Source organism: Oceanicola sp. 22II-s10i (genome assembly GCF_002210105.1).
GTDB lineage: Bacteria > Pseudomonadota > Alphaproteobacteria > Rhodobacterales > Rhodobacteraceae > Pseudooceanicola.
In genome coordinates, this window is the sequence record NZ_AQQU01000003.1 from 168,817 (window position 1) to 191,086 (window position 22,270).

Below are 22,270 nucleotides of genomic sequence, written 5' to 3' on the forward strand. Positions count from 1 at the left end.
TTGCTGGGGCAGGCAGGGCGGAAATGCAAGTGCTCCGGCCCGTGGAACCGGGCCGGACGGCAGACGTTGTCAGGTCATAAGAGACAAGGAGAAAAACATGTCCGCACCCGACACGAACATCGAGCGCCAGAAGAAACACCACGCCATTCCGATCTGGGGCATTGTCCTCGCCATCGTGTTCGGCGTGATCTTCGGGGGTCTGCTGACCACCGGCGCCGCGCTCTACAACGGATCCACCCCGGACGGGGCCGCCGTGCAGATCGACGGCCGGACCGGGACGGAGGAAGCTGCCGACTGATCGGACGCTCACACGACGATGCTTTGCGGACGCCACAGGCGTCCGCTTTCGTTTTCGGCGGGATCACAGGGTGCGCGCGGTTTCCGCCAGTTTCGACAGGGTCTCGTACCCTTTTTCCAGCGCACCGAACTTGCGGGCATCCGCTGTCTTCATGTCGACCATCGTCATGTGAAGCGTGACCCGCGTGCCGCCGTTTTCCGGCGCGAAGGTCACCACAACGTCTGCATGGTGACGCATGTCGTCGAACCCCGACAGCCTGTAGGTCAGCCGCTTTTCGGGGACCATCTCGCCGAATTCGTGCAGGTTCGGGAACCGCTGGCCGTCCCCGACCATGGTAAACCGCCAGCGCCCGCCGGGCCGCAGGTCGATTTCTTCGGTTTCGCAGTGATAACCTGCCGGCCCCCACCACGACTGCAGCAGCTCCGGGTCCGTCCAGGCTTGCCACACCTGTGCGGGGGTCGCGTCCATCTGCCGGGTGACGACCATCTCGTGTTCGGGCTTCGGGCCCTGCTGCGCCACGGCGAACGCGCCAAGCTGATCTGCCACGGTGCCCCAGCCGTCGAAGAAGCCCATGTCCTTGTGGCGCTCTGCGGCCTCCGCATTCCGGTGGCGGACGGTCACGGTGTATTCGGTCCCGTCCTCATGGTCGGCCAGGTCGATGATCGCGGTCATGAAGGGCTCTGGGTTGGGTTTCCAGCCTGGTTCATAGGTGTCGGTGAAGACGAACCGCCGGGCCGGCACCGCTTCCAGCACGACGCCGGGGTTCTTCATCACGTTGCCGTTCACTTCCATCTCGACGATGAAGGCACCGCCGGGTCGCAGGTCGATCTCGGCCGAAAGGGCGCGGTGCGGTTTCGGCATGAACCACTCGGTCACCAGTTTCGGATCGGTCCAGCAGGCCCAGACGAGGTCGCGGGGCGCGGGCAGGATGCGGGTGAAAGTCAGGTCGGTCGACATGGCGTGCCTTTCCGGGGATGCCTTGGTGGGTGTTTCAGTCTTTGTCCTTGGCGGCCAGCATCCGGACGAGGGCGTCCAGCCGGTCCAGCCGTCCGCTCCACATCGCGCGCTGTTCCTCCAGCCAGTCGAAGGCCGGGGTGAACGCCGCCGGATTCAGCGTGCAGGACCGCACGCGGCCGGTCTTTTCCGTTTCGATCAGACCTGCGGCCTCCAGCTTTCTCAGGTGACCCATGAACGAGGGCAGGGCCATGCCCGAGGGGGCCGCGAGGTCCGACACCGTCGCCGGGCCCGAAGCGAGGCGGGCGAGGATCGCGCGCCGGGTCGGGTCGCCAAGCGCCGAGAAGATGTGGTCGAGGGACGGATCATGCTTAGCCATATGCCTAAGTAATTCCGCCGGGGCGGGGCCGTCAATCGGAAACTTAGTTGATGGGCTAAGTTTTGCCCGCCTTGCCGTGCGGGCGGTGCAGGGCTACCGTCCTCCGGATATTTTTCACGGGAGTGTGACCATGACGGACCGAGTCGAACTTCACGGCCTGAAGGTGGCCGCCATCCTTCATGACTTCGTGAACGACAAGGTTCTGCCCGGCACCGGCGTGACGCCCGATGCCTTCTGGTCCGGCTTTGCCGCGATGCTGGCCGATCTGACCCCGCAGAACCGCGCGCTGCTCAAGACCCGCGACGTGATGCAGCAGAAGATCGACTCGTGGCACCTGTCGCGCAGGGGCGAGGCGCATGATCCCGCCGCCTATCGCGCCTATCTGGAGGAGATCGGCTATCTCGTGGCCGAGGGCGAGGATTTCCGGATCGACACCGGCGACATCGACCCCGAGATCGCGCGCATCGCCGGGCCGCAGCTGGTCGTGCCGGTGACCAACGCGCGCTACGCGCTGAACGCCGCGAACGCCCGCTGGGGGTCGCTCTACGATGCGCTCTACGGCACCGATGCGCTTGGCGACCTGCCGTCGGGCTCGGGCTACGACGCCGAACGCGGCGCGCGGGTCATCGCGCGGGCCAAGGCGCATCTGGATGCCGCCGTCCCGCTGAAGGGCGCAAGCTGGGCCGACGCCAAGGGGCTGACGGTGCAGGAGGACGGGACGTTTGTCGTCGCGACCGACGCGGGGCCGACGGGCCTGGCCGACAGCGCGCAATACGTGGGCGCACGGGCCGACGCGCAGTCGCCGCTGAGCGTGCTGCTCAGGAAGAACGGGCTGCTGATCGAGGTGGTCGTGGATCACGACACGGCGGTCGGCAAGACTGATCCGGCCGGCATTTCGGACGTGCGGATCGAAAGCGCGGTCTCGGCCATCATGGATTGCGAGGACAGCGTCGCGGCGGTGGATGCCGAGGAGAAGGTCGGCGCCTACAGGAACTGGCTGGGCCTGATGAAGGGCGATCTGACCGAGGTCATCGAGAAGGACGGCCGCAGCTTCACCCGCCGCCTGAACCGCGACACGGAATACACCCTGCCGGACGGAGAGCTGCTGCGCGTCAAGGGCCGGGCGCTGATGCTGGTCCGCAATGTCGGGCACCTGATGACCAACCCGGCCATCCTCGACGCCGAGGGCAAGGAGGTCTACGAGGGACTGATGGATGCCGCGATCACCGTGGCCTGCGCGATGCACGACATCGCCAAGTCCGGCGGCGACCGCAATTCCGAGGTCGGCGCGGTCTATGTCGTGAAGCCCAAGATGCACGGCCCGGACGAGGTGGCCTTCGCGGACGAGATCTTTACCCGCGTGGAGGAAATGCTCGGGCTGAAGCCGAACACCGTCAAGATCGGCATCATGGACGAGGAGCGGCGCACCAGCGTCAATCTCAAGGAATGCATCCGCGCCGCGAAGAACCGGGTGGCGTTCATCAACACCGGCTTCCTCGACCGGACGGGGGACGAGATCCACACGAGCATGGAGGCCGGGCCGTTCCTGCCCAAGGGCGAGATGAAGACCACGGCGTGGATCCAGTCCTACGAGGACCGCAATGTCGACATCGGGCTGGCCTGCGGGCTGAAGGGCCGTGCGCAGATCGGCAAGGGAATGTGGGCGATGCCGGACCGGATGGCCGACATGCTGGAGCAGAAGATCGGCCACCCGAAGGCCGGCGCGAACTGCGCATGGGTGCCGTCGCCGACGGCGGCCACGCTGCACGCGCTGCACTACCACCTTGTCGACGTCGCCGACCGGCAGGCCGAGATCGCCGCGGGCGGGCCGCGCGGGACGCTGGACGACCTGCTGACGATCCCGGTGCTGCATGGGCGGAACCTGAGCGCCGAAGAGGTTGTGCGCGAGGTCGAGAACAACGCGCAGGGGATCCTCGGCTATGTGGTCCGCTGGGTCGACCAGGGCGTCGGCTGTTCCAAGGTGCCGGACATCAACGACGTCGGCCTGATGGAGGACCGCGCGACCTGCCGGATCTCCTCGCAGGCGCTGGCGAACTGGCTGCATCACGGGGTGATCGACGACCAGCAGGTGATGGAGGCGATGCGCAAGATGGCCGCGGTGGTGGACCGCCAGAACGAAGGCGATCCGGACTATCAGCCGATGGCGCCGGGGTTCGACGGCTTCGCGTTCCAGGCCGCCTGCGATCTGGTGTTCAAGGGGCGGGTCACGCCGTCGGGTTACACCGAGCCGGTGCTGCACCGGCGGCGGCTGGAGATGAAGGCGGCGGGGTAGGCGCCTTGTGGTGAGGGAGGAGGGGGGCGCTGCCCCCCATCGGCCCCTTGGGCCGAGTCCCCCCGAGGTATTTGGAACCAGAAGAAGCAGGGGAGGATTGCTTTGGCCGAGATCACTTTGAGAAAGGCGCGCACGATCGTGCGCAAGGCGCTCGAGACGGGGCGCGAGCTGGAGCTGAAGCCGCTGGCGGTGGTGGTGCTGGACGCGGGCGGGCACGTGAAGGCCTTCGAGCGCGAGGACGGGGCCTCGCCGGGGCGGTTCGGGATCGCGCACGGCAAGGCCTATGGCGCCGTCATGCTGCACATGGGCGGCGAGGCGCTGGCGGCGCGGGTCGAGACCGGCGCGCTTGGCGCGGCTTTCGTCGGGGCGGCGAACGGCGTCTTCGGCGGTGCGATGGTGCCGGTGCCGGGCGGCGTGCTGGTGCGCGACGCCAAGGGCGTGGTGCTGGGCGCGGTCGGGGTCTCGGGCGACGCCTCGGACAACGACGCGAAGGCGGCGGTCGCGGGGATCGAGGCGGCGGGCTACACGCCCGAGCCGTGAGCGCTCACGCTGCACAATCCGCGGGCAGGGGGGCTGGTCGTGCATGGGTGCACATGTTTCGCGGTTCATTCCCGGCCCGGTGCAGGCTATTGTAACGGCAGGATGAACTGAGCAGGACTCATCATGACGCGCCCCCGTGTCGGCATCATCACCAACCTTCACGTCATCAACGACACCTACCGCACGCATGCCGGCGGGATCATGACGACCGAGGCCGTGGCCGAGGTTTCGGGCGGGCTGCCGCTGCTGATCCCCGCCGACCCGCGCTACGTGACGGTGAACGACCTGCTGGAGATGTTCGACGGCTTCGTCCTGACCGGCGGACGCCCGAACGTGCACCCCGAGGAATACGGCGAGGAAGCGACCGAGGCGCATGGCACCTTCGACCGGGCGCGCGACGCGATCGCCCTGCCGCTGGTGCGCGCCTGTGTCGAGCGCGGGCAGCCGTTCCTGGGCATTTGCCGGGGCTTCCAGGAGGTGGCGGTCGCCATGGGCTCGACCCTGCATCCCGAGATCCGGGATATTCCGGGCCGGATGAACCACCGGATGCCGCCTGACGGCACGCTGGAGGAAAAGTTTGCCCTGCGCCACAAGGTGTCCTTCACCGAGGGGGGGCCGTTCCACAAGCTCATGGGCGCGCCCGAGGTGATGACCAACACGCTGCACGGGCAGGGCGTGGTCAAGGCCGGGCGGCGCTTCGTCATCGACGGGACCGCGCCGGACGGCACGCCCGAAGCGGCCTATATCGAGGGCGCGGCGGGCTTTACCATGGCCGTCCAGTGGCACCCGGAATACAACGCGGCCGCCGATCCGGTGTCGCGGCCGCTGTTCGAGGGATTCGGCGAAGCGGCGCGGGCCTGGGCCGAGGGCAAGCGCCCGGAACGGGCCCTCAAGAGCGCCTGAGGTCAGGTCACCGCCGGGCGGCGGTGACAGGCGGATCCTCCCACAACCTGCAGGTCATGATCCCGGCCGGCCGGGCGACGGCAGCGCAGGATGTCCGGCGCGCCGAAGTCCGCTCAGACCGGTCCGCCGATGATCTCGACCTCGGTGCCATTCACCGACTGGCAGACCGGGTTGCAGATCCACAGCGCCGCCGCGCCGATCTCTTCCGGTGCGATCAGTCGCTTGTGGCGGTTCACGTCGACCATGACCTGCCGGGCGGCGTCGGAATCCATGCCGGTGCGCTGCGCGATGGCATCGGTGTTCCGGCTGACGATCGGCGTGTCGACATAGCCGGGGCAGATCGAGTTGAACGTGTAGGGCTGGCCGAGGAAATCCTCGGCAAAGCTGCGCATCATCCCGAGTACCCCGTGTTTGGACGCCGAGTAGGCCCCTGCGCCCGGCTGGCCCTTGAGGCCGGCAATGGACGAGATCGCGATGACCCGGCCCCAGTCGGTGGTCAGCATGGAATTCAGGCTCTCGCGCACGGTGTAGAAGCAGCCGTCGAGGTTGGTCGCCATGACCTTGCGCCAGAACTCCCCGCTGGTCTTGTGAAGCTTGCGGCCCTCCGCGATGCCGGCATTGGCCACGCAGATCTGGATGGGCCCGCGCGCCTCGACCGCGGCGGCGGTCACGTCGGCGACCATGCGTTCGTCGGTCACGTCCATGACCATCGGATGCATCCCCGGCTCGGCCACCTCTTTCAGCACGTCGATCCGGCGGCCGGTGATGGTGACCTCGGCGCCCTCGGACACCAGTGCCCGCGCGATGGCGAGGCCGATGCCCGTGCCGCCGCCGGTGACGATCGCGTGTTTGCCCTGCAGATACATCCGTTCTCTCCCTGTTGCCGGGGTCAGCTAACCCGGCGCCCGCACCGGGTGCAAGCCATTGACTGCCCGCCAAAACGGCAGGGGTGCGGCATCGGCGAAACCTGTCGCGCGGGCGATGGCGTCCCGGCGCGACGCAGGGTAACGTGGCGGTGATGAAGAGATGGATCGACATGCCGCCCGTCTGGCTTGCCGGATGCCTCGCCCTTGCCTGGGCGCAGGCGACATGGTTTCCCATGGGCCTGACCTTCGGCACGACCTGGGCGCGGTTCCTCGGCGGGCTGCTGGTCGGCGGCGGTCTGGTGCTGATCGCGCTCGCGGCCTACGAGATGCGGCGTCAGCGCACGACGATCATCCCGCACCGCGAGGCGGACCGGCTGGTGACCAGCGGAATATTCTCGCGCTCGCGCAACCCGATCTACGTCGGGGACGTGCTGATCCTGTCGGGGATGATCCTTTACTGGGGTGCGGTCTTGACGCTGCCCCTGATACCCATTTTCGTATGGGTGATCGAAAAACGCTTCGTGATACCGGAGGAGAACGGGCTGCGGCGCAAATTCAGAGTGGATTTCGCGCGCTACAGCCAGAAGGTGCGCAGATGGGTTTGACACTCTGCGCAAGAACGTGCAATTCCGGCGCTAAGGCTGCGCAACAATATTGCGCGCAATGGAATTCTGGGCTGTTCCGGGTGATCCGGCGCGGCCCTGACCTTTGTTCAGAAAGGGGACGAACCAAGTGAAGATCGGAACGCCAAAAGAGGTGCTCGAGGGCGAAAACCGGGTCGCGATGACTCCGGACAGCGCCCGGCAGCTTCAGAAGCTCGGGCACGAGTGCATGATCGAGACCGGGGCAGGCGTGAAGGCCGGATTCGCCGACGCGCTGTACGAAGAGGCGGGCGTGACCGTCGTGCCTTCGGCGGACGCGCTGTGGACCGGGGCGGACATCATCGCCAAGGTGCGGATCCCGACCGATGCCGAGCTTGACCGGCTGACCCCCGAAAAGACGCTGATCACCTTCTTCAACCCCGGCGGCAACGCCGAGGGGCTTGAAAAGGCGAAGGAAAAGGGCGCCACCGTCATTGCGATGGAAATGGTGCCCCGTATTTCCCGCGCCCAGAAGATGGACGCGCTGTCGTCGATGGCCAACATCGCGGGCTACCGCGCGGTGATCGAGGCGGGCAACAACTTCGGCCGCTTCTTCACCGGTCAGGTCACGGCGGCGGGCAAGGTGCCCCCGGCCAAGGTCCTGGTCGTCGGCGCGGGCGTCGCGGGTCTGGCCGCCATCGGCACCTCGACCTCGCTCGGCGCGATCACCTACGCCTTCGACGTGCGGCCCGAAGTGGCCGAGCAGGTCGAATCGATGGGTGCGGAATTCGTCTATCTCGACTTCGAGGAAGCGCAGCAGGACGGTGCCGCGACCGGCGGCTATGCCTCTGTTTCCTCGCCGGAATTCCGTGAAGCGCAGCTCAAGAAGTTCCGCGAGCTGGCGCCCGAGATGGACATCGTGATCACCACCGCGCTGATCCCGAACCGCGAGGCGCCGAAGCTGTGGCTCGAGGATATGATCAAGGCGATGAAGCCGGGGTCGGTCATCGTGGACCTCGCCGCCGAAAAGGGCGGCAACGCCGAGGGCACGGTGATGGACCAGAAGGTCGTCACCGACAACGGCGTGACGATCATCGGCTACACCGACTTCCCCAGCCGGATGGCCACCCAGTCGTCGACCCTCTACGCGACCAACATCCGCCACATGATGACGGACCTGACGCCCGAGAAGGACGGCGTCGTCAACCACAACATGGAAGACGACGTGATCCGTGGCGCCACGGTCACCCACAAGGGCGAGATCACCTGGCCGCCGCCGCCGCCCAAGGTCGCGGCCATCGCGGCGCAGAAGCCCAAGGAAAAGGCCAAGGAACTCACGGTCGAGGAGAAGCGCGCGGCCGAGGTCGCGGCGTTCAAGAAGCAGACCCGCAACCAGGTCACGCTGCTGGCTGTCGGCGGCGCGCTGCTGCTTGGCGTGGGCCTCGTGGCACCCGCCAGCTTCATGCAGCACTTCATCGTCTTCGTGCTGTCGGTCTTCGTCGGCTTCCAGGTCATCTGGAACGTGTCGCATTCGCTGCACACCCCGCTGATGGCCGTGACGAACGCGATCTCGTCGATCATCATCCTCGGCGCACTGATGCAGATCGGATCGGGGAGTTTCCTCGTGATCCTGCTGGCGGCGCTGTCGGTGTTTATGGCCGGGATCAACATCTTCGGCGGCTTCCTCGTCACCCGGCGCATGCTCGCCATGTTCCAGAAATCGTAAGGGGGAGGTCGAGACATGGATTTCGGATTCACCACCGCGGCCTACGTGGTCGCAGCCGTTCTCTTCATCCTCTCGCTGGGGGGGCTTTCCGGGCAGGAAAGCGCCAAGCGGGCTGTCTGGTACGGCATCGTCGGCATGGCGCTGGCGGTCTTTGCAACGCTGATCGGGCCGGGCTCCGGCCTGTGGATCCTGTCAGTCATCCTGATCGCGGGCGGCGGTATCCTCGGCTACATGGTGGCCACCAAGGTCCAGATGACCGAGATGCCGCAGCTTGTCGCCGCGATGCACTCGCTGGTCGGTCTGGCGGCGGTCTTCGTGGGCTACAATGCTCATTTCGAGGTCAGCCGCGTCCTCGGCATGGACCCGGCCACCCATGACACCCTGCGCGGCTTTGCCGCCGTCGTGGCGCACAAGGCGCCGGTGGAGATCAACATCCTCCGGGTCGAGCTGTTCCTCGGCGTGTTCATCGGTGCCGTGACCTTCACCGGCTCGGTCATCGCCTATGGCAAGCTGGCGGGCAAGGTCACCTCGGCGGCCACCAAGCTGCCCGGCGGGCACATCCTGAACGCGGCGGCGGCCGGGCTCTCGGTGCTCTGCCTGGTCTGGTACTTCAACACCGGTGGCTTCCTGCCGCTGTTCCTGATGACGATCTTCTCGCTCTTCATCGGGTATCACCTGATCATGGGCATCGGCGGCGCGGACATGCCCGTCGTGGTGTCGATGCTGAACAGCTATTCCGGCTGGGCGGCGGCGGCGATCGGCTTCTCGCTCGGGAACGACCTGCTGATCGTGGTCGGCGCGCTGGTCGGTTCCTCCGGTGCGATCCTGTCTTACATCATGTGCAAGGCAATGAACCGGTCCTTCGTCTCGGTCATCCTCGGCGGCTTCGGCGGCACGAGCGGCCCGGCGATGGAGGTCGAGGGCGAACAGGTCGCCATCGACGTCGACGGCGTGGCGAGCGCACTGGAAGAGGCCGACAGCGTGATCATCGTGCCGGGCTACGGCATGGCGGTGGCGCAGGCGCAGCAGAACGTGGCCGAACTGACCCGCAAGCTGCGCGGGCAGGGCAAGGAAGTGCGTTTCGCCATCCACCCCGTCGCGGGTCGTCTGCCGGGGCACATGAACGTGCTGCTGGCCGAGGCCAAGGTGCCCTACGACATCGTGCTGGAGATGGACGAGATCAACGAGGACTTCCCCGATACGGACGTCGTCATCGTCATCGGCTCGAACGACATCGTGAACCCGGCGGCGCAGGACGATCCGAACTCTCCGATCGCCGGCATGCCGGTGCTGGAAGTGTGGAAGGCGAAGCAGGTCTTCGTGTCCAAGCGCGGGCAGGGCACCGGCTATTCGGGCATCGAGAACCCGCTGTTCTACAAGGACAACACGCGGATGTACTACGGCGACGCCAAGGACTCGATCGGCGCGCTGCTGAACAAGCTGGGCTGAGGTCCGGGGTCTGAAGAAACGGAAAGGGCGGTCCTTGTGGCCGCCCTTCTGCTTTTGGGGGCTCTGCCCCCGCCGCGGCTTTGCCGCGCCTCCCCCGAAGTATTTGGAACCAGAAGAAGCAGGGGGCCGGCGCCTGCGGTTGGCGTCAGCCCTTGTGAATCCAGCCGCCGCCGAGGATGCGGGTGCTGTCGGGGTCGTAGAAGACGCAGGCCTGTCCGGGCGAGACGCCTTCCTCGGGCGTCAGCAGTTCGACCGTGGCCGTCGTGGCCGACAGCGGACGGATCACCGCCTCGCGCGGGGGGCGGGTGGAGCGGACCTTGACCGTGACGTGGCGCTCGGCCGTGCCGTCGAAACGACCGTCGCCGAGCCAGTTGATCTCGCGCACCGGGACGTGGCGGGTGGCGAGCATCTCTTTCGGGCCGACGATCACACGGCGGGTATCGACGTCGAGTTTCACCACGTAGAGCGGGTCGGCGAGGCCGCCGATCCCGAGGCCGCGGCGCTGGCCGATCGTGTAGTGGATCACCCCGTTGTGCGTGCCGAGGACGCGGCCCTCGGTATCCGTGATCTCGCCCGGTTCCGCCGCGCCGGGGCGCAGTTTCTCGATCACAGAGGCGTAGTTGCCGTTCGGCACGAAGCAGATGTCCTGGCTGTCGGGCTTGTCCGCCACCGCCAGCCCGTATTTCGCGGCGAGCGCGCGGGTCTCGGCCTTGGACGGCAGGTGCCCGAGCGGGAAGCGCAGGAAGTCGAGCTGTTCCGGGGTGGTCGAGAACAGGAAGTAGCTCTGATCGCGGTTCGGGTCGGCGGCGGAGTGCAGCTCAGGGCCGTGCGCGCCGGTCTTGCGCTGGATGTAATGGCCGGTCGCCATGCAGTCGGCGTCGAGGTCGCGGGCGGTTTCCAGCAGGTCCTTGAACTTGACCCGTTCGTTGCAGCGGATGCAGGGCACGGGGGTGGCCCCGGCCAGATAGCTGTCGGCGAATTCGTCGATCACCGCGTCGCGAAAGATGTTCTCGTAGTCCAGCACGTAGTGCGGGAATCCCATCTCCTCGGCCACCCGGCGCGCGTCGTGAATGTCGAGCCCGGCACAGCAGGCGCCCTTTTTCGCCAGCGCCGCGCCGTGGTCGTAAAGCTGCAGCGTGACGCCCACGACGTCATAACCTTCCTCGGCCAGCATCGCGGCCACGACCGAACTGTCGACGCCGCCGGACATGGCGACGACCACCCGCGTTTCCGAGGGCGGTTTGGCGAAACCGAGCGAATTCAGCGTGTTGGTTTTGTCGAGTGCCATGAGCCTAGCCTGTTGCCGGAACGGAGGTCCGTCAGAAGATGCGGGAAATATAGGAAAATGCGAGGCAGATACAGCCCCCCGTTTCATGCCGCATTAAATCCCCGCCGCAATTCTGTCCGGCAGGAGAACTGCGGGGATGGGCCGCCATGTATCTTAAGAAGGTTTCCGGGCCAAGGGCCGTGACGCTTGCAGACGGCAGCGTGATGACACGGTCAGACCTGCCGCCACCCGATACGGGTCGGTGGGTGGTGTCGCGCAAGCTGGCCGTGGTGCGGGGGGTGGTCTATGGCCTGCTGACCCGCGAGGAGGCGCTGGAACGCTACGGGCTGAGCCAAGAGGAGTTCATGGGGTGGGTCGCAGCGGTATCGGATCATGGCGAGGAGGCGCTGAAAGCCACCGCCGTGCAAAAATTCCGGTCCCAATCGTGAATGGTATACTGTATTTTATGAATAGCATTATGCGATCGGGGAATATGGTAACGGGAGATTAACCAATTCCGTTCACGATCCTGAATGAAAGCTTTGCGAGGAACGGAGATTTGGTATGCGCGTACTGCTGGTAGAAGACGATCCGACGACGGCGAAAAGCATCGAGCTGATGCTGACCCATGCCAATCTCAACGTCTATTCGACCGACCTCGGCGAAGAGGGGATCGACCTGGCCAAGCTCTACGACTACGACCTGATCCTGCTGGACCTGGGCCTGCCGGACATGAACGGGCACGAGGTGCTGCGCCAGCTGAGGCTGGCCAAGATCGAAACGCCGATCCTCATCCTGTCGGGTGCCGACGATACGGAAAACAAGATCAAGGGTTTCGGGTTCGGCGCCGACGATTACCTGACCAAGCCGTTCCACCGCGAGGAACTGGTCGCCCGGATCCACGCGATCATCCGCAGGTCCAAGGGGCATTCGCAATCCATCATCCGGACCGGCAAGGCTTCGGTGAACCTGGATGCCAAGACGGTCGAGGTTTCGGGCAAACCGGTGCATCTGACGGGCAAGGAATACCAGATGCTGGAACTGCTCAGCCTGCGCAAGGGCACGACCCTGACCAAGGAGATGTTCCTGAACCATCTCTACGGAGGCATGGACGAACCGGAACTCAAGATCATCGACGTGTTCATCTGCAAGCTGCGCAAGAAGCTGTCGACCGCGACCGGGGGTGACAACTACATCGAAACGGTGTGGGGGCGCGGCTATGTCCTGCGCGATCCGGCGCCGGAAGAGATGGACGACCAGCGCATCGCGCTCGGGGCCTGAGCGGGGCGCTGCACGGGGTGCGCCGCGCCTCTGGACCTGAGCGGCAGGGCTGCCTATCACTTGCTGCGGGCGGACCTGCGTCGGCCCGGTGCAGAAGGGGCGGACAGCGTGAGTGCAGCGGATACCGGCGGAATCGCGGCAGAGGACCTGACCGAGGCTCAGGCCGCGCGGGAACTCGAACGGCTTGCGGCTGTGCTCAATGCGGCGAACCGGGCCTATCACACTGACGATGCGCCGGAAATTTCCGACGCGGAATACGACGCGCTGAAAATTCGGAACGCGGCGATCGAGGCGCGGTTTCCGCACCTGAAGCGGGCCGACAGTCCCTCGGACCAGGTCGGCGCGGCACCGGACGACGGCTTTGCCAAGGTCCGCCATGCGGTGCGGATGCTGTCGCTGTCCAACGCCTTCGAAGCCGAAGAGGTGCGGGACTTCGATGCGCGGATACGGCGGTATCTGAACCTCGACGGGGGAGCGCCGCTTGCATTCACTGCGGAGCCCAAGATCGATGGGCTCAGCCTTTCGCTGCGGTACGAGGACGGTGTGCTGGTGCAGGCCGCCACGCGGGGGGATGGCGAAACGGGCGAGAACGTGACCGCAAACGCGCGGACGATCTCCGACATTCCGGCCCGGCTGGACGGTGCGCCTCAGGTGCTCGAAGTGCGGGGCGAGGTCTACATGAGCCACGCCGATTTCGCCGCGCTGAACGAACGGCAGGCTGCGTCAGGCGGCAAGACCTTTGCCAACCCGCGCAATGCGGCAGCCGGATCGTTGCGGCAGCTTGACTCCGCCATCACCGCGGCGCGCCCGTTAAGGTTCTTCGCCTATGCATGGGGCGAGGTGTCGGAGGCACTGGCCGAAACCCAGATGGGGGCGATCGACCGGCTGGCCGCGCTCGGGTTCCAGACCAATCCGCTGACCGCGCTTTGCGATGGCCCGGAGGAGATGCTGGCCCATTATGCCGCGATCGAGGCGCAGCGTGCGACGCTGGGCTACGACATCGACGGGGTGGTCTACAAGGTCGACGACCTCGCCCTGCAACAGCGCCTCGGCTTTCGCGCTACGACGCCCCGCTGGGCGATGGCGCACAAGTTCCCGGCGGAGCTCGCCTGGACCTGGCTCGAGGCCATCGACATCCAGGTCGGCCGCACCGGCGCGCTGTCACCGGTGGCACGGCTGACACCGGTGACGGTCGGCGGCGTGGTCGTGTCGAATGCGACGCTGCACAACGAGGATTACATCGCGGGCCGCGACTCCAAGGGCGGAGAGATCCGCGGTGGCAAGGACATCCGCGTGGGTGACTGGGTGCAGGTCTATCGCGCGGGCGACGTGATCCCCAAGGTTGCCGATGTCGACCTGTCGAAGCGGCCCGAAGGCGCTGAAGCCTACCGTTTTCCGACGGTCTGTCCCGAATGCGGGTCGGATGCGATCAGGGAAGAGGGCGATGCCGTCCGGCGTTGCACGGGTGGCTTGATCTGTCCGGCACAGGCCGTTGAAAAGCTGAAACATTTCGTGTCCCGCGCAGCCTTCGACATCGAGGGTCTCGGCGCGAAACAGGTCGAGCAGTTCTATCGTGACGACTGGATCAGGGAGCCGGCCGACATCTTCCGGCTGGAAGAGCGGTATGGCACGGGCCTGCAGCAGCTGAAGAACCGCGAGGGCTGGGGCGAGAAGAGCGCGCAGAACCTGTTCGACGCGATCCGCGAGCGGCGGCGCATCGCGCTGCGCCGCGTGATCTTCGCGCTCGGCATCCGGCATGTGGGCGAGGTCGTGGCCGCCGATCTGGCGAAACACTATCGCACATGGCCGGCCTTCGAGGCCGCCGTCACCGCCGCGGCCCCCGCCGCCGCGCGCCACGTTGCGGCGGACGAGGCCGAGGCGCGCGAACGTGCCGCCGCAGCCGAGGAGGACAGGCGCCCCCGGATCGCCCCGGCCCGGCAGGCCGCGTGGGAGGCGGAGCCTGTGGCGGAGGGTGCGAAGGCGGCGTGGGACGAACTGGTGGGCATCGACGGCATCGGCGCGATCGTGGCGGTGTCGCTCGTCTCCACCTTCGCGCAGCCCGCCGAACGGGCGTCCATCGACGCGCTGGCCGCGTTGCTGGAGGTGGAGGAGGAGGACCTTCCCGACACCGCCGGCAGCCCGGTCGCGGGCAAGACGGTGGTCTTCACCGGCACGCTCGAGAAAATGACCCGCGCCGAGGCCAAGGCGCGGGCCGAGGCGCTCGGTGCCAAGGTGGCCGGGTCCGTTTCGGCCAAGACCGACCTGCTGGTCGCCGGGCCGGGGGCCGGTTCCAAGGCCAAGAAGGCCGCGGATCTGGGGATTGAAACCATCGACGAAGACGGCTGGCTGGCCCTGATCGGCGAGGGATGAGCCGCCGTCCGGAAATCCTGTTCCCGCTCTTCGCGGAGATGGAGACGCTGCCCGGCGTCGGGCCCAAGACCGCCCAGCATCTGGCGCAGATCGGACTGGAGCGGCCGCGCGACCTGCTGCTCCACCTGCCGCATTCGGTGGTTGACCGCCGCCGTCGGGCGACGATCCGGGGGATGGAGCTGCCCGCCGTCGCGACGGTCGAGGTCACGGTCGGCACGCACCGTCCGTCGCGGACCAAGGCCGGGGCCTATCGGGTGCATGTGTCTGATGCCGAGACCGAATTCCAGCTGGTCTTCTTCCACGCTCGCGGCGACTACCTGAAGCGTCTGCTGCCCGAAGGGTCGCGCCGCCTTGTGTCCGGCCGGGTGGAGTTCTTTGACGGGATGGCACAGATGCCCCATCCCGACCACGTGCAGCTGCCCGGCGAGGCCGACGAGGTGCCGGAGTTCGAGCCCGTCTATCCGCTGACGCACGGTGTCACGCTCAAGGCGATGACCAAGGCCGTCGAGGCTGCGCTGGACCGCGCGCCCGATCTGGCGGAGTGGATCGACACCGCGCAGGTCCGGTCCAGGCACTGGCCGACGTGGCGCGAGGCTCTGGCTGCCGCTCATGCGCCGGAAGGCGCGATTTCCGAGGTCGACCCGGCGCGGGAGCGACTGGCCTATGACGAGCTCTTTGCGCACCAGCTGACGCTGGCGCTGGCGCGGCGGTCGGTCAAGCGCGGCAAGGGGCTGGAGACGCGGGGCGACGGGCGGCTCAGGCGGCGGGTGCTCGGGGCGTTGGACTATGCGCCGACCGGGGCGCAGAGCCGCGCGGTGATCGAGATCGAGCGGGACATGGCCGGGCCGGAACGGATGTCGCGGCTGCTGCAGGGCGATGTCGGCGCGGGCAAGACGCTGGTCGCCTTCATGGCGCTGCTGATCGCGGTCGAGGCGGGCGGGCAGGGGGTGCTGATGGCACCGACCGAGATTCTCGCCCGGCAGCATCTGGAAAGCCTCGGTCCGCTGGCCGAGGCCGCGGGCGTCCGCGTCGAATGTCTGACCGGCCGTGACAAGGGCGCGGAGCGGCGCGGGCGGCTGGAACGTCTGGCGCGGGGCGAGATCGACATCCTCGTCGGCACCCATGCGGTATTCCAGGCGAATGTAGAGTTCCACGACTTGCGGCTGGCGGTGATCGACGAACAGCACCGGTTCGGCGTGCGTCAGCGGATGGACCTGATGCGGAAGGGGCGCGCGCCGGATGTGCTGGTAATGACCGCGACGCCGATCCCCCGCTCGCTGGCGCTGGCGACGCATGGGGACATGGACGTCTCGGTGCTGGACGAGAAGCCGCCGGGGCGCAAGCCGGTGACGACCGCGCTGATCTCGCTCGGGCGGCTGGACGAGGTGGTCGATCACCTGCGCCGCGCCGTGGCCGAGGGGCGGCAGGCCTACTGGGTCTGCCCGCTGGTCGAGGAAAGCGAGATAAGTGACCTGACCGCCGCGGAAGACCGGTTCAAACGGCTGCGCGCGGCGTTAGGCGAGGGGGTCGTGGGGCTGGTGCACGGCCAGATGCCCGTGGCCGAGAAGGACGCCGCGATGGCGGAGTTCGTGGCCGGGCGGACCAAGGTGCTGGTGGCGACGACGGTGATCGAGGTGGGGGTCAACGTGCCGAATGCCTCGATCATGGTGATCGAGCGGGCGGAGATTTTCGGCCTCGCGCAACTGCACCAGCTGCGGGGGCGTGTCGGAAGGGGAGCTGCAGCCTCGACGTGTCTGCTGCTGTACAGGGCGCCGCTTGGCGAGGCGGCGGAGCGGCGGCTGTCGTTGCTGCGCGAGACGGAGGACGGGTTCCGCATCGCCGAGGTGGACCTGGAGATGCGCGGCGCGGGCGATCTGATCGGGACAGCGCAATCCGGGCTGCCGCGATTCCGTGTCGCAGACCTGGAACGGCACGCAAGTCTGATGGCCGTGGCGCAGAGCGACGCGCGGGCCCTTTTGACGCAGGACGAGACGCTTGAAGGGCCGCGCGGGCAGGCGGCGCGGGTGCTGCTTTGGCTGATGGGGCAGGACGAGGCGATCCGTTTGATTTCCGTGGGTTAGCGGCGTTTCAACCATTTTGTTCCGTTTTGTTCTCAAAAAGTTCTTGCACGACGCGCGCTGATATGAGAACAAATGAGCAACAGAGAGTTAAACGACACAGCGACGGAGCAGGAAGATGATTGACCAGATCAAGATGACCGCAAAACGCGCCCAAGGCACCCTGCTACAGGATGCGATCGGGGCCGCCGCGCTGATGACGATGTTGCTGGGCATGCTCTATCTGCCCGCCCTGACCTGAGAGTTTCTGCCTGCGGTTTTCGTGTTTCCGGACCCCGCGCCGTCCCCCCGTGTTCCCCAAGCGCGGTAGGTGCGCCCCCCTGGATCGCCTGTCCTGGATTGCCGGATTGCCTCATTCCCCGGCCGGGTCCGAAGTCCCCCACGGAAAACGCTTCTCCTGACCGCCGCCTTCCGATCGGAAGTGCGGCGGTTTTTTTATGGGGTTCGCGCTTTGGGTGATGTCGCGCCTGTGCGGCGGTCAGGGCCGACGAGGGGGCTTTGCCCCCTCGCGCTCCCCCAAAGTATTTGTGACCAGAAGAAGCAGGGGGGCTGTGCGCCTGATGGGGGTCAGGCGCAGTTGCTGCGGGCGGCGATGTCGTCCAGTGCTTCGACCGTCGCGTCGAGGGCCAGGAGGATCGAGGCGTGACGGTTGCGATAGTCGCGGGCGGGGCGCAGCACTTCGAGGTCGGCAAAGGGGGCGGGCGGCGTGGGGCCGTCTTCCTTGAGCATCCTGGCCAGCGCGTCGCGGGCGGCGCGAATCTCGTCCGGGGTGGCGCCGACGACATGGGCTCCGACGATGCTGGCCGAGGCCTGACCGAGGGCGCAGGCGCGGACCTCCTGCCCGTAATCGGCGACCCGGCCGTCTTCCAGCTTCACGTCGACCGTTACGGTGGAGCCGCAGAGCGGTGCGCGTTTCTTGACCGTGGCGTCGGCATCGCTGAGCCGGTCCTGCCGCGGAATGTCCGCCGCGAGCGCGAGGATGCGCGAGGAATACAGCTTGATCAGGTCGCTTTCACCGGACATCGGGATTTCCTTTCGGGTCTGGCTCTTAGATAATGTGCCTTCCACGGGATGCAAAAGGTTTCGCAGATGGCATTCGATCCGCGCACGCTGAAATACGACGCGAACGGGCTGATCCCCGCCATCGCCCAGGATGCGGGCAGTGGCGAGGTGCTGATGATGGCGTGGATGTCGGCCGAGTCGGTGGCCGAAACGCTGGCGACGGGGCAGGTGACCTACTGGTCGCGCTCCCGGCAGGAGCTGTGGCGCAAGGGCGAGACCAGCGGGCACCGGCAACGGCTGGTGGAACTGCGGGTCGACTGCGACCGGGACTGCCTGCTGATGCAGGTGGAACAGGAGGGGCCGGCCTGTCACACGAACCGGCGGTCGTGTTTCTATACAACGGTGGATGACGGCGGCGAGACGGTGGTGATGGAGCCGATGGTCTGAGGGACTAGAGGCCGACCATCCGGCGGATGTCGGCCGGGCGCGCGCCTTCGGCCCGGTATTTCGCGATGGCGCGGGCGTCGTCGCGTTTGGCAAGGCGTTTGCCGGTCTCGTCGCGGATCAGGCGGTGGTGGTGGTAGGCCGGGACCGGCAGGTCGAGCAGCCTGGCGATCAGGACATGCAGCGGGGTCGCCTCGTATAGGTCGTGGCCACGTGTGACCAGCGTGATGCCCTGCGCGGCGTCGTCCACGACCACGGCGAGGTGGTAGGCGGTGCCCCAGCCCCGGCGGGCGAGAACGGCGTCGCCTATGGTGGCGGTCAGGGTGTCGGGGGTCACGGTGATATCACCCGTTTCGCCGTCCGGTCCTGCACCGGTTTCAGTGAAACCTACCGGACCGGTGAGGGCGGCGGCGCGGGCCATGTCGAGCCGGAGTGCGACGTCGCGCGGACGCGGGCCCGAGGGGGCGGCATCGGGACGGCAGGTGCCGGGATAGACGATGCCGTCCGGTCCGGTCATCGGCGCGCCCTCCTGCGGGGCGGAGGCGGCGGCGAGGATGTCGCGGCGGTTGCAGGTGCAGGGGTAGAGCAGGCCCATGGCCCAGAGGCGGTCGAGCGCCGCGTCGTAGGCGGGCTGGCGGTCGGACTGGCGCATCACCGGTTCGGGCCAGCTCAGGCCGAGCCAGCGGAGGTCGTCGTAGATCTGCGCCTCCCACTCCGGTCGGGAGCGGTCGCGGTCGATGTCCTCGATCCTTAGCAGGAAGGTGCCGCCCGCCTCCCGCGCCATGTCGTGGGCGAGTATCGCCGAATAGGCATGGCCCAGGTGCAGCGGGCCGGTCGGCGAGGGCGCGAAGCGGGTTGCGAGCTCAGCTCCGCTTGGAGAGCCAGCGGGTCTGGCGCTCATGGATCACGAGCCATGCGAGCAGGATGAAGACCGGATGCCCCAGGCCCCCGGACAGCAGGATCGCGGGCAGCCAGACGAAGAAGATCACGATCCCCAGGATCGGGCGCCCGGCGAGGAGGATGGCGAGCGGGGGAAGCAGGAGGGCGAGCAGGTACAGCATGAGACGTGAACTCCGCAACATCGGGTCGGGTTCCCGATATGGGAAGCGGTCGCGTCTCAGGCAAGCGCCGCCTCGTCCGTCGCCGCGAGCCAGTCCTGCCAGGCCGCCTTGGCGCGGTCGGTGTAACCCTTGTAGCGGTCCTTGCGGCCCCGCCGTCCGCCGCGTACGTCCTCGAGCGGGCGGAACAGGCCGAAGTTCACGTTCATCGGCTGGAAGGTCTTGGCCTCGGCCCCGCCGGTGATGTGATGGATCAGCGCGCCCATGGCGGTGTCCTGCGGCACGGGCGGCAGCGGGCGGCCGAGGATTTCGGCGGCGGCAAAGCGTCCGGCGATCAGGCCCATGGCGGAGCTTTCCACATATCCTTCAACACCAGTCACTTGCCCGGCGAACCTCACGTTCGGGCGCGAGCGAAGGCGCATCTGGTCGTCGAGCAGGGTCGGCGAGTTGATGAAGGTGTTGCGATGGATCCCGCCGAGACGGGCGAAGCTGGCGTTCTCCAGCCCCGGAATCATCCGGAAAACATCGGTTTGCGCACCGTACTTCATCTTGGTCTGGAAGCCGACGATGTTGAACAGCGTGCCGAGTGCGTTGTCGCGGCGCAGCTGGACGACGGCGTAGGGCTTGTACTCGGGCCTGTGCGCGTTGGTCAGGCCGACGGGCTTCATCGGGCCGTGGCGCAGCGTCTCGCGGCCGCGTTCGGCCATCACCTCGATCGGCAGGCAGCCGTCGAAATAGCCCGCCGTCTCGCCCTCGTGGAACTCCGTCTTGTCGGCGGCGAGGAGGGCGTCGATGAAGGCCTCGTATTGCGGCTTGGTCATCGGGCAGTTGAGGTAGGCTTTCTGCTCCGCCTCCGTTTCGCCCTTGTCGTAGCGGCTCTGCGCCCAGACGACGTCCATGTCGATGCTCTCGGCATAGACGATCGGCGCGATGGCGTCGAAGAAGGCCAGCCGTTCGGCGCCGGTTTCCGCCTGGATCGCCTGCCCGAGCGCGGGCGAGGTCAGGGGACCGGTGGCGAAGATCCAGTGACCGTCGGTCGGCAGATCGGTGATCTCGCCTGCCTCGACGCGGACGTTGGGCAGGGCGGTCAGGCGTGCGGTGACGTCTTCGGAGAACGGGTCGCGGTCGACGGCCAGTGCGCCGCCCGCGGGCAGGCGATGGCGGTCGGCGGTCTGCATGATCAGCCCGCCCGCCGCGCGCATTTCCCAGTGCAGCAGGCCGACGGCGTTCTGTTCGTCGTCGTCCGAGCGGAACGAGTTGGAGCAGACCATCTCGGCCAGGTTGCCGGTCTTGTGGGCGAAGGTGGCGACCTGCGGGCGCATCTCGTGGATGACGACATCCACGCCCATGCGGGCGGCCTGCCATGCGGCCTCGGAACCGGCCATTCCGCCGCCGACGATATGAAGCGTTTTCGACATGCCCCGCGATCTAGGCGAAAGCGGGCGGTTTGGGAAGGGTCAGCGTTCGACCGGGAGGCCCGACGGCACGGTTTCCGGCACCCCGAGCCGCCCGTCGAGCGAGGCGGGATCGGTCAGCGCGCCGAGAAAGGCGATCAGGTCGGCGATCTGCGCGTCGGTCAGGCTGACCGGCGCGATCTCGATGGATTCGGCGATGCGCATAAGTTCGTCGAAATCGTCCATCGCGCGCCAGTCGTCCGCCGTGCCGGGGGCAGAGGCCAGCCGCACCTGCGCGCGGTCATAGGCCGACAGGGACGCCATCGGGTCGAGGTGATGGCGCACGATGCCCTCCAGCGTGGCATAGGCGCCGTTGTGGCCGTAGGGGGCGGTCTCGGCCACGTTGCGCAGGGACGGGGTGCGAAACCGGTAGCGATCCGTTTCCTCGCCCGAGACATAGGCGCGGCCGATGTCGGAATACCCGTCGGTGTCCTTGCCGGGCCCGAACTGCGGCAGGCCGAGCGCGTGAAAGCCGTGATCGGTCTGGAACGGGCCGGAATGGCAGCTGCTGCATGCGGCGTCGCCATAGAACAGGTCCATCCCGCGGCGCTGCGCCGGATCCAGCGCGTCCTTGTCCCCGGCAAGATAGGCGTCGAATGGACTGTCCGTGGCGCGGAACTCGTGGGTTTCGAACTCGGCCAGTGCGCGGGCGATGTCGCTGATATGCATGGCGCGTCCGTCGAGGAACGGGGCGAACCGCGCTGCATAGACGGGGTTGGCGGCGACACGGGCCGTGATCATCGCCCAGGCCCCGTCGGGGCCGCCGATCCGCCCCTCGGCCACGGCATCGGCGATCGCGTTTTCGCCCGGTTGGCCGGCCATTTCATCCGGCGACTGCACCGGCATCAACGCCTGCGCCGCGAGCACGGTCGGCATCGGCCGTTCCAGGTCCCGTCCGGCGGGCATGCGTATGCCGAAGGGCGCGGCGGCGTCGCGCGCGGCCCGTCCGTCGTGAAACAGCACCGTGAACTCGTAGGCGCCGAGGTTGAACAGCGCCGAGGCATTCCGCGGCACCCGCGCCTGCGGCCTGTTCCGCACGGTCACACGCCGGTCAGGGCCGAGCGCGGTGCCGCCTTCGCCGATCGACAGCGACATGGCATCGCCGGTGGCAAGGCTGGGATGGTGGCAGGTGGCGCAGGAGATGTTGAGATTGCCCGACAGCAGCGGATCGAAGAACAGGTCACGGCCCAGCAGGGCCAGTTCCAGGTCTGTCGGGGGGAAGTCCGAGTGGGTCACCGCATTCGGTAGCTGTTCGGCCTGAGAGAGAGTGGCCTGGAGGGTAAGAATGCCGGCGGTGACCCACGCTCGTGTCATTCAGCAATGTCCT

The 22,270-nt window shown here is 67.2% G+C and carries 22 protein-coding genes; 13 read left to right on the forward strand and 9 right to left on the reverse strand.

Features of this window, described 5'->3' with window-relative positions; translation table 11 throughout:
• Positions 1 to 97: 97 nt before the first annotated feature.
• On the forward strand, positions 98 to 298 hold the full coding sequence (locus ATO6_RS10940) for a hypothetical protein (RefSeq protein ID WP_088624034.1): 201 nt from the start codon (positions 98 to 100) through the stop codon (positions 296 to 298).
• A 63-nt stretch (positions 299 to 361) separates the two neighbouring features.
• Here ATO6_RS10940 and ATO6_RS25590 read toward each other — a convergent pair whose 3' ends face one another.
• On the reverse strand, positions 362 to 1,255 hold the full coding sequence (locus ATO6_RS25590) for an SRPBCC domain-containing protein (RefSeq protein WP_088624035.1): 894 nt from the start codon (positions 1,253 to 1,255) through the stop codon (positions 362 to 364).
• A gap of 34 nt (positions 1,256 to 1,289) precedes the next feature.
• Positions 1,290 to 1,631, reverse strand: a complete 342-nt coding sequence (locus ATO6_RS10950) for a helix-turn-helix transcriptional regulator (protein ID WP_088624036.1) — start codon at positions 1,629 to 1,631, stop codon at positions 1,290 to 1,292.
• Positions 1,632 to 1,761: 130 nt separating this feature from the next.
• On the opposite strand from ATO6_RS10950, the gene ATO6_RS10955 reads away from it, so the two are divergent.
• The 3 genes from ATO6_RS10955 (at position 1,762) to ATO6_RS10965 (ending at position 5,367) form a co-directional block, all read left to right on the forward strand.
• The gene (locus ATO6_RS10955) at positions 1,762 to 3,924 is read left to right on the forward strand and encodes a malate synthase G (protein WP_088624037.1); all 2,163 of its coding nucleotides are present in this window, start codon (positions 1,762 to 1,764) and stop codon (positions 3,922 to 3,924) included.
• A gap of 102 nt (positions 3,925 to 4,026) precedes the next feature.
• Positions 4,027 to 4,464, forward strand: coding sequence for a heme-binding protein (locus ATO6_RS10960; protein WP_088624038.1), 438 nt, complete (start codon positions 4,027 to 4,029; stop codon positions 4,462 to 4,464).
• 123 nt (positions 4,465 to 4,587) lie between these two features.
• Positions 4,588 to 5,367: a gamma-glutamyl-gamma-aminobutyrate hydrolase family protein gene (locus ATO6_RS10965; RefSeq protein ID WP_088624039.1), complete on the forward strand. Its 780-nt coding sequence runs from the start codon at positions 4,588 to 4,590 to the stop codon at positions 5,365 to 5,367.
• 113 nt (positions 5,368 to 5,480) lie between these two features.
• Here ATO6_RS10965 and ATO6_RS10970 read toward each other — a convergent pair whose 3' ends face one another.
• Complete coding sequence (locus ATO6_RS10970) at positions 5,481 to 6,233, reverse strand: SDR family NAD(P)-dependent oxidoreductase (protein WP_088624040.1); 753 nt, start codon at positions 6,231 to 6,233, stop codon at positions 5,481 to 5,483.
• A 152-nt stretch (positions 6,234 to 6,385) separates the two neighbouring features.
• Here ATO6_RS10970 and ATO6_RS10975 point away from each other — a divergent pair, with 152 nt between their 5' ends.
• From ATO6_RS10975 to ATO6_RS10985, 3 genes are all read left to right on the forward strand, one after another.
• The gene (locus ATO6_RS10975) at positions 6,386 to 6,838 is read left to right on the forward strand and encodes an isoprenylcysteine carboxylmethyltransferase family protein (RefSeq protein ID WP_088624041.1); all 453 of its coding nucleotides are present in this window, start codon (positions 6,386 to 6,388) and stop codon (positions 6,836 to 6,838) included.
• A 127-nt stretch (positions 6,839 to 6,965) separates the two neighbouring features.
• Complete coding sequence (locus tag ATO6_RS10980; protein ID WP_088624042.1) at positions 6,966 to 8,540, forward strand: Re/Si-specific NAD(P)(+) transhydrogenase subunit alpha; 1,575 nt, start codon at positions 6,966 to 6,968, stop codon at positions 8,538 to 8,540.
• Positions 8,541 to 8,555: 15 nt separating this feature from the next.
• On the forward strand, positions 8,556 to 9,989 hold the full coding sequence (locus tag ATO6_RS10985; protein WP_088624043.1) for an NAD(P)(+) transhydrogenase (Re/Si-specific) subunit beta: 1,434 nt from the start codon (positions 8,556 to 8,558) through the stop codon (positions 9,987 to 9,989).
• A 145-nt stretch (positions 9,990 to 10,134) separates the two neighbouring features.
• Here the strand turns inward: ATO6_RS10985 and mnmA are convergent, their stop codons facing one another.
• The gene (gene mnmA / locus ATO6_RS10990) at positions 10,135 to 11,277 is read right to left on the reverse strand and encodes a tRNA 2-thiouridine(34) synthase MnmA (RefSeq protein WP_088624044.1); all 1,143 of its coding nucleotides are present in this window, start codon (positions 11,275 to 11,277) and stop codon (positions 10,135 to 10,137) included.
• Positions 11,278 to 11,423: 146 nt separating this feature from the next.
• On the opposite strand from mnmA, the gene ATO6_RS10995 reads away from it, so the two are divergent.
• The 5 genes from ATO6_RS10995 (at position 11,424) to ATO6_RS25435 (ending at position 17,226) form a co-directional block, all read left to right on the forward strand.
• Positions 11,424 to 11,705: a DUF1153 domain-containing protein gene (locus ATO6_RS10995; RefSeq protein WP_088624045.1), complete on the forward strand. Its 282-nt coding sequence runs from the start codon at positions 11,424 to 11,426 to the stop codon at positions 11,703 to 11,705.
• A gap of 115 nt (positions 11,706 to 11,820) precedes the next feature.
• On the forward strand, positions 11,821 to 12,537 hold the full coding sequence (gene ctrA / locus ATO6_RS11000; protein WP_088624046.1) for a response regulator transcription factor CtrA: 717 nt from the start codon (positions 11,821 to 11,823) through the stop codon (positions 12,535 to 12,537).
• A 108-nt stretch (positions 12,538 to 12,645) separates the two neighbouring features.
• On the forward strand, positions 12,646 to 14,907 hold the full coding sequence (gene ligA / locus ATO6_RS11005) for an NAD-dependent DNA ligase LigA (RefSeq protein WP_088624207.1): 2,262 nt from the start codon (positions 12,646 to 12,648) through the stop codon (positions 14,905 to 14,907).
• Positions 14,904 to 16,988, forward strand: coding sequence for an ATP-dependent DNA helicase RecG (gene recG, locus ATO6_RS11010; protein WP_088624047.1), 2,085 nt, complete (start codon positions 14,904 to 14,906; stop codon positions 16,986 to 16,988). Before ligA ends, recG begins: the two co-directional genes overlap by 4 nt.
• Positions 16,989 to 17,103: 115 nt before the next feature.
• Positions 17,104 to 17,226, forward strand: coding sequence for a hypothetical protein (locus tag ATO6_RS25435; protein ID WP_254919122.1), 123 nt, complete (start codon positions 17,104 to 17,106; stop codon positions 17,224 to 17,226).
• A gap of 326 nt (positions 17,227 to 17,552) precedes the next feature.
• Here ATO6_RS25435 and ATO6_RS11015 read toward each other — a convergent pair whose 3' ends face one another.
• Positions 17,553 to 18,008 (reverse strand): iron-sulfur cluster assembly scaffold protein, encoded by a 456-nt coding sequence (locus ATO6_RS11015; protein ID WP_088624048.1) that lies wholly within the window; start codon positions 18,006 to 18,008, stop codon positions 17,553 to 17,555.
• Between the two features lie 66 nt (positions 18,009 to 18,074).
• Here ATO6_RS11015 and hisI point away from each other — a divergent pair, with 66 nt between their 5' ends.
• Positions 18,075 to 18,434 carry a phosphoribosyl-AMP cyclohydrolase gene (gene hisI / locus ATO6_RS11020; protein WP_088624049.1) on the forward strand — a complete coding sequence of 120 codons (360 nt, stop codon included), beginning with the start codon at positions 18,075 to 18,077 and terminating at the stop codon, positions 18,432 to 18,434.
• Between the two features lie 4 nt (positions 18,435 to 18,438).
• On the opposite strand, the gene gluQRS is transcribed toward hisI, so the two are convergent.
• Genes gluQRS through ATO6_RS11040 form a run of 4 tightly spaced genes read right to left on the reverse strand, consistent with a single transcriptional unit; the run spans position 18,439 to position 22,257 of the window.
• Positions 18,439 to 19,332 (reverse strand): tRNA glutamyl-Q(34) synthetase GluQRS, encoded by an 894-nt coding sequence (gluQRS, locus tag ATO6_RS11025; RefSeq protein WP_088624050.1) that lies wholly within the window; start codon positions 19,330 to 19,332, stop codon positions 18,439 to 18,441.
• A complete protein-coding gene (locus ATO6_RS11030; protein ID WP_088624051.1) occupies positions 19,295 to 19,492 on the reverse strand; it encodes a hypothetical protein in 198 nt (65 codons plus the stop codon). The genes gluQRS and ATO6_RS11030 overlap by 38 nt, the downstream gene beginning before the upstream one ends.
• 56 nt (positions 19,493 to 19,548) lie before the next feature.
• On the reverse strand, positions 19,549 to 20,907 hold the full coding sequence (gene trmFO / locus ATO6_RS11035; RefSeq protein ID WP_088624052.1) for a methylenetetrahydrofolate--tRNA-(uracil(54)-C(5))-methyltransferase (FADH(2)-oxidizing) TrmFO: 1,359 nt from the start codon (positions 20,905 to 20,907) through the stop codon (positions 19,549 to 19,551).
• 39 nt (positions 20,908 to 20,946) lie between these two features.
• Complete coding sequence (locus ATO6_RS11040) at positions 20,947 to 22,257, reverse strand: cytochrome-c peroxidase (RefSeq protein WP_088624053.1); 1,311 nt, start codon at positions 22,255 to 22,257, stop codon at positions 20,947 to 20,949.
• Positions 22,258 to 22,270 lie beyond the last annotated feature (13 nt).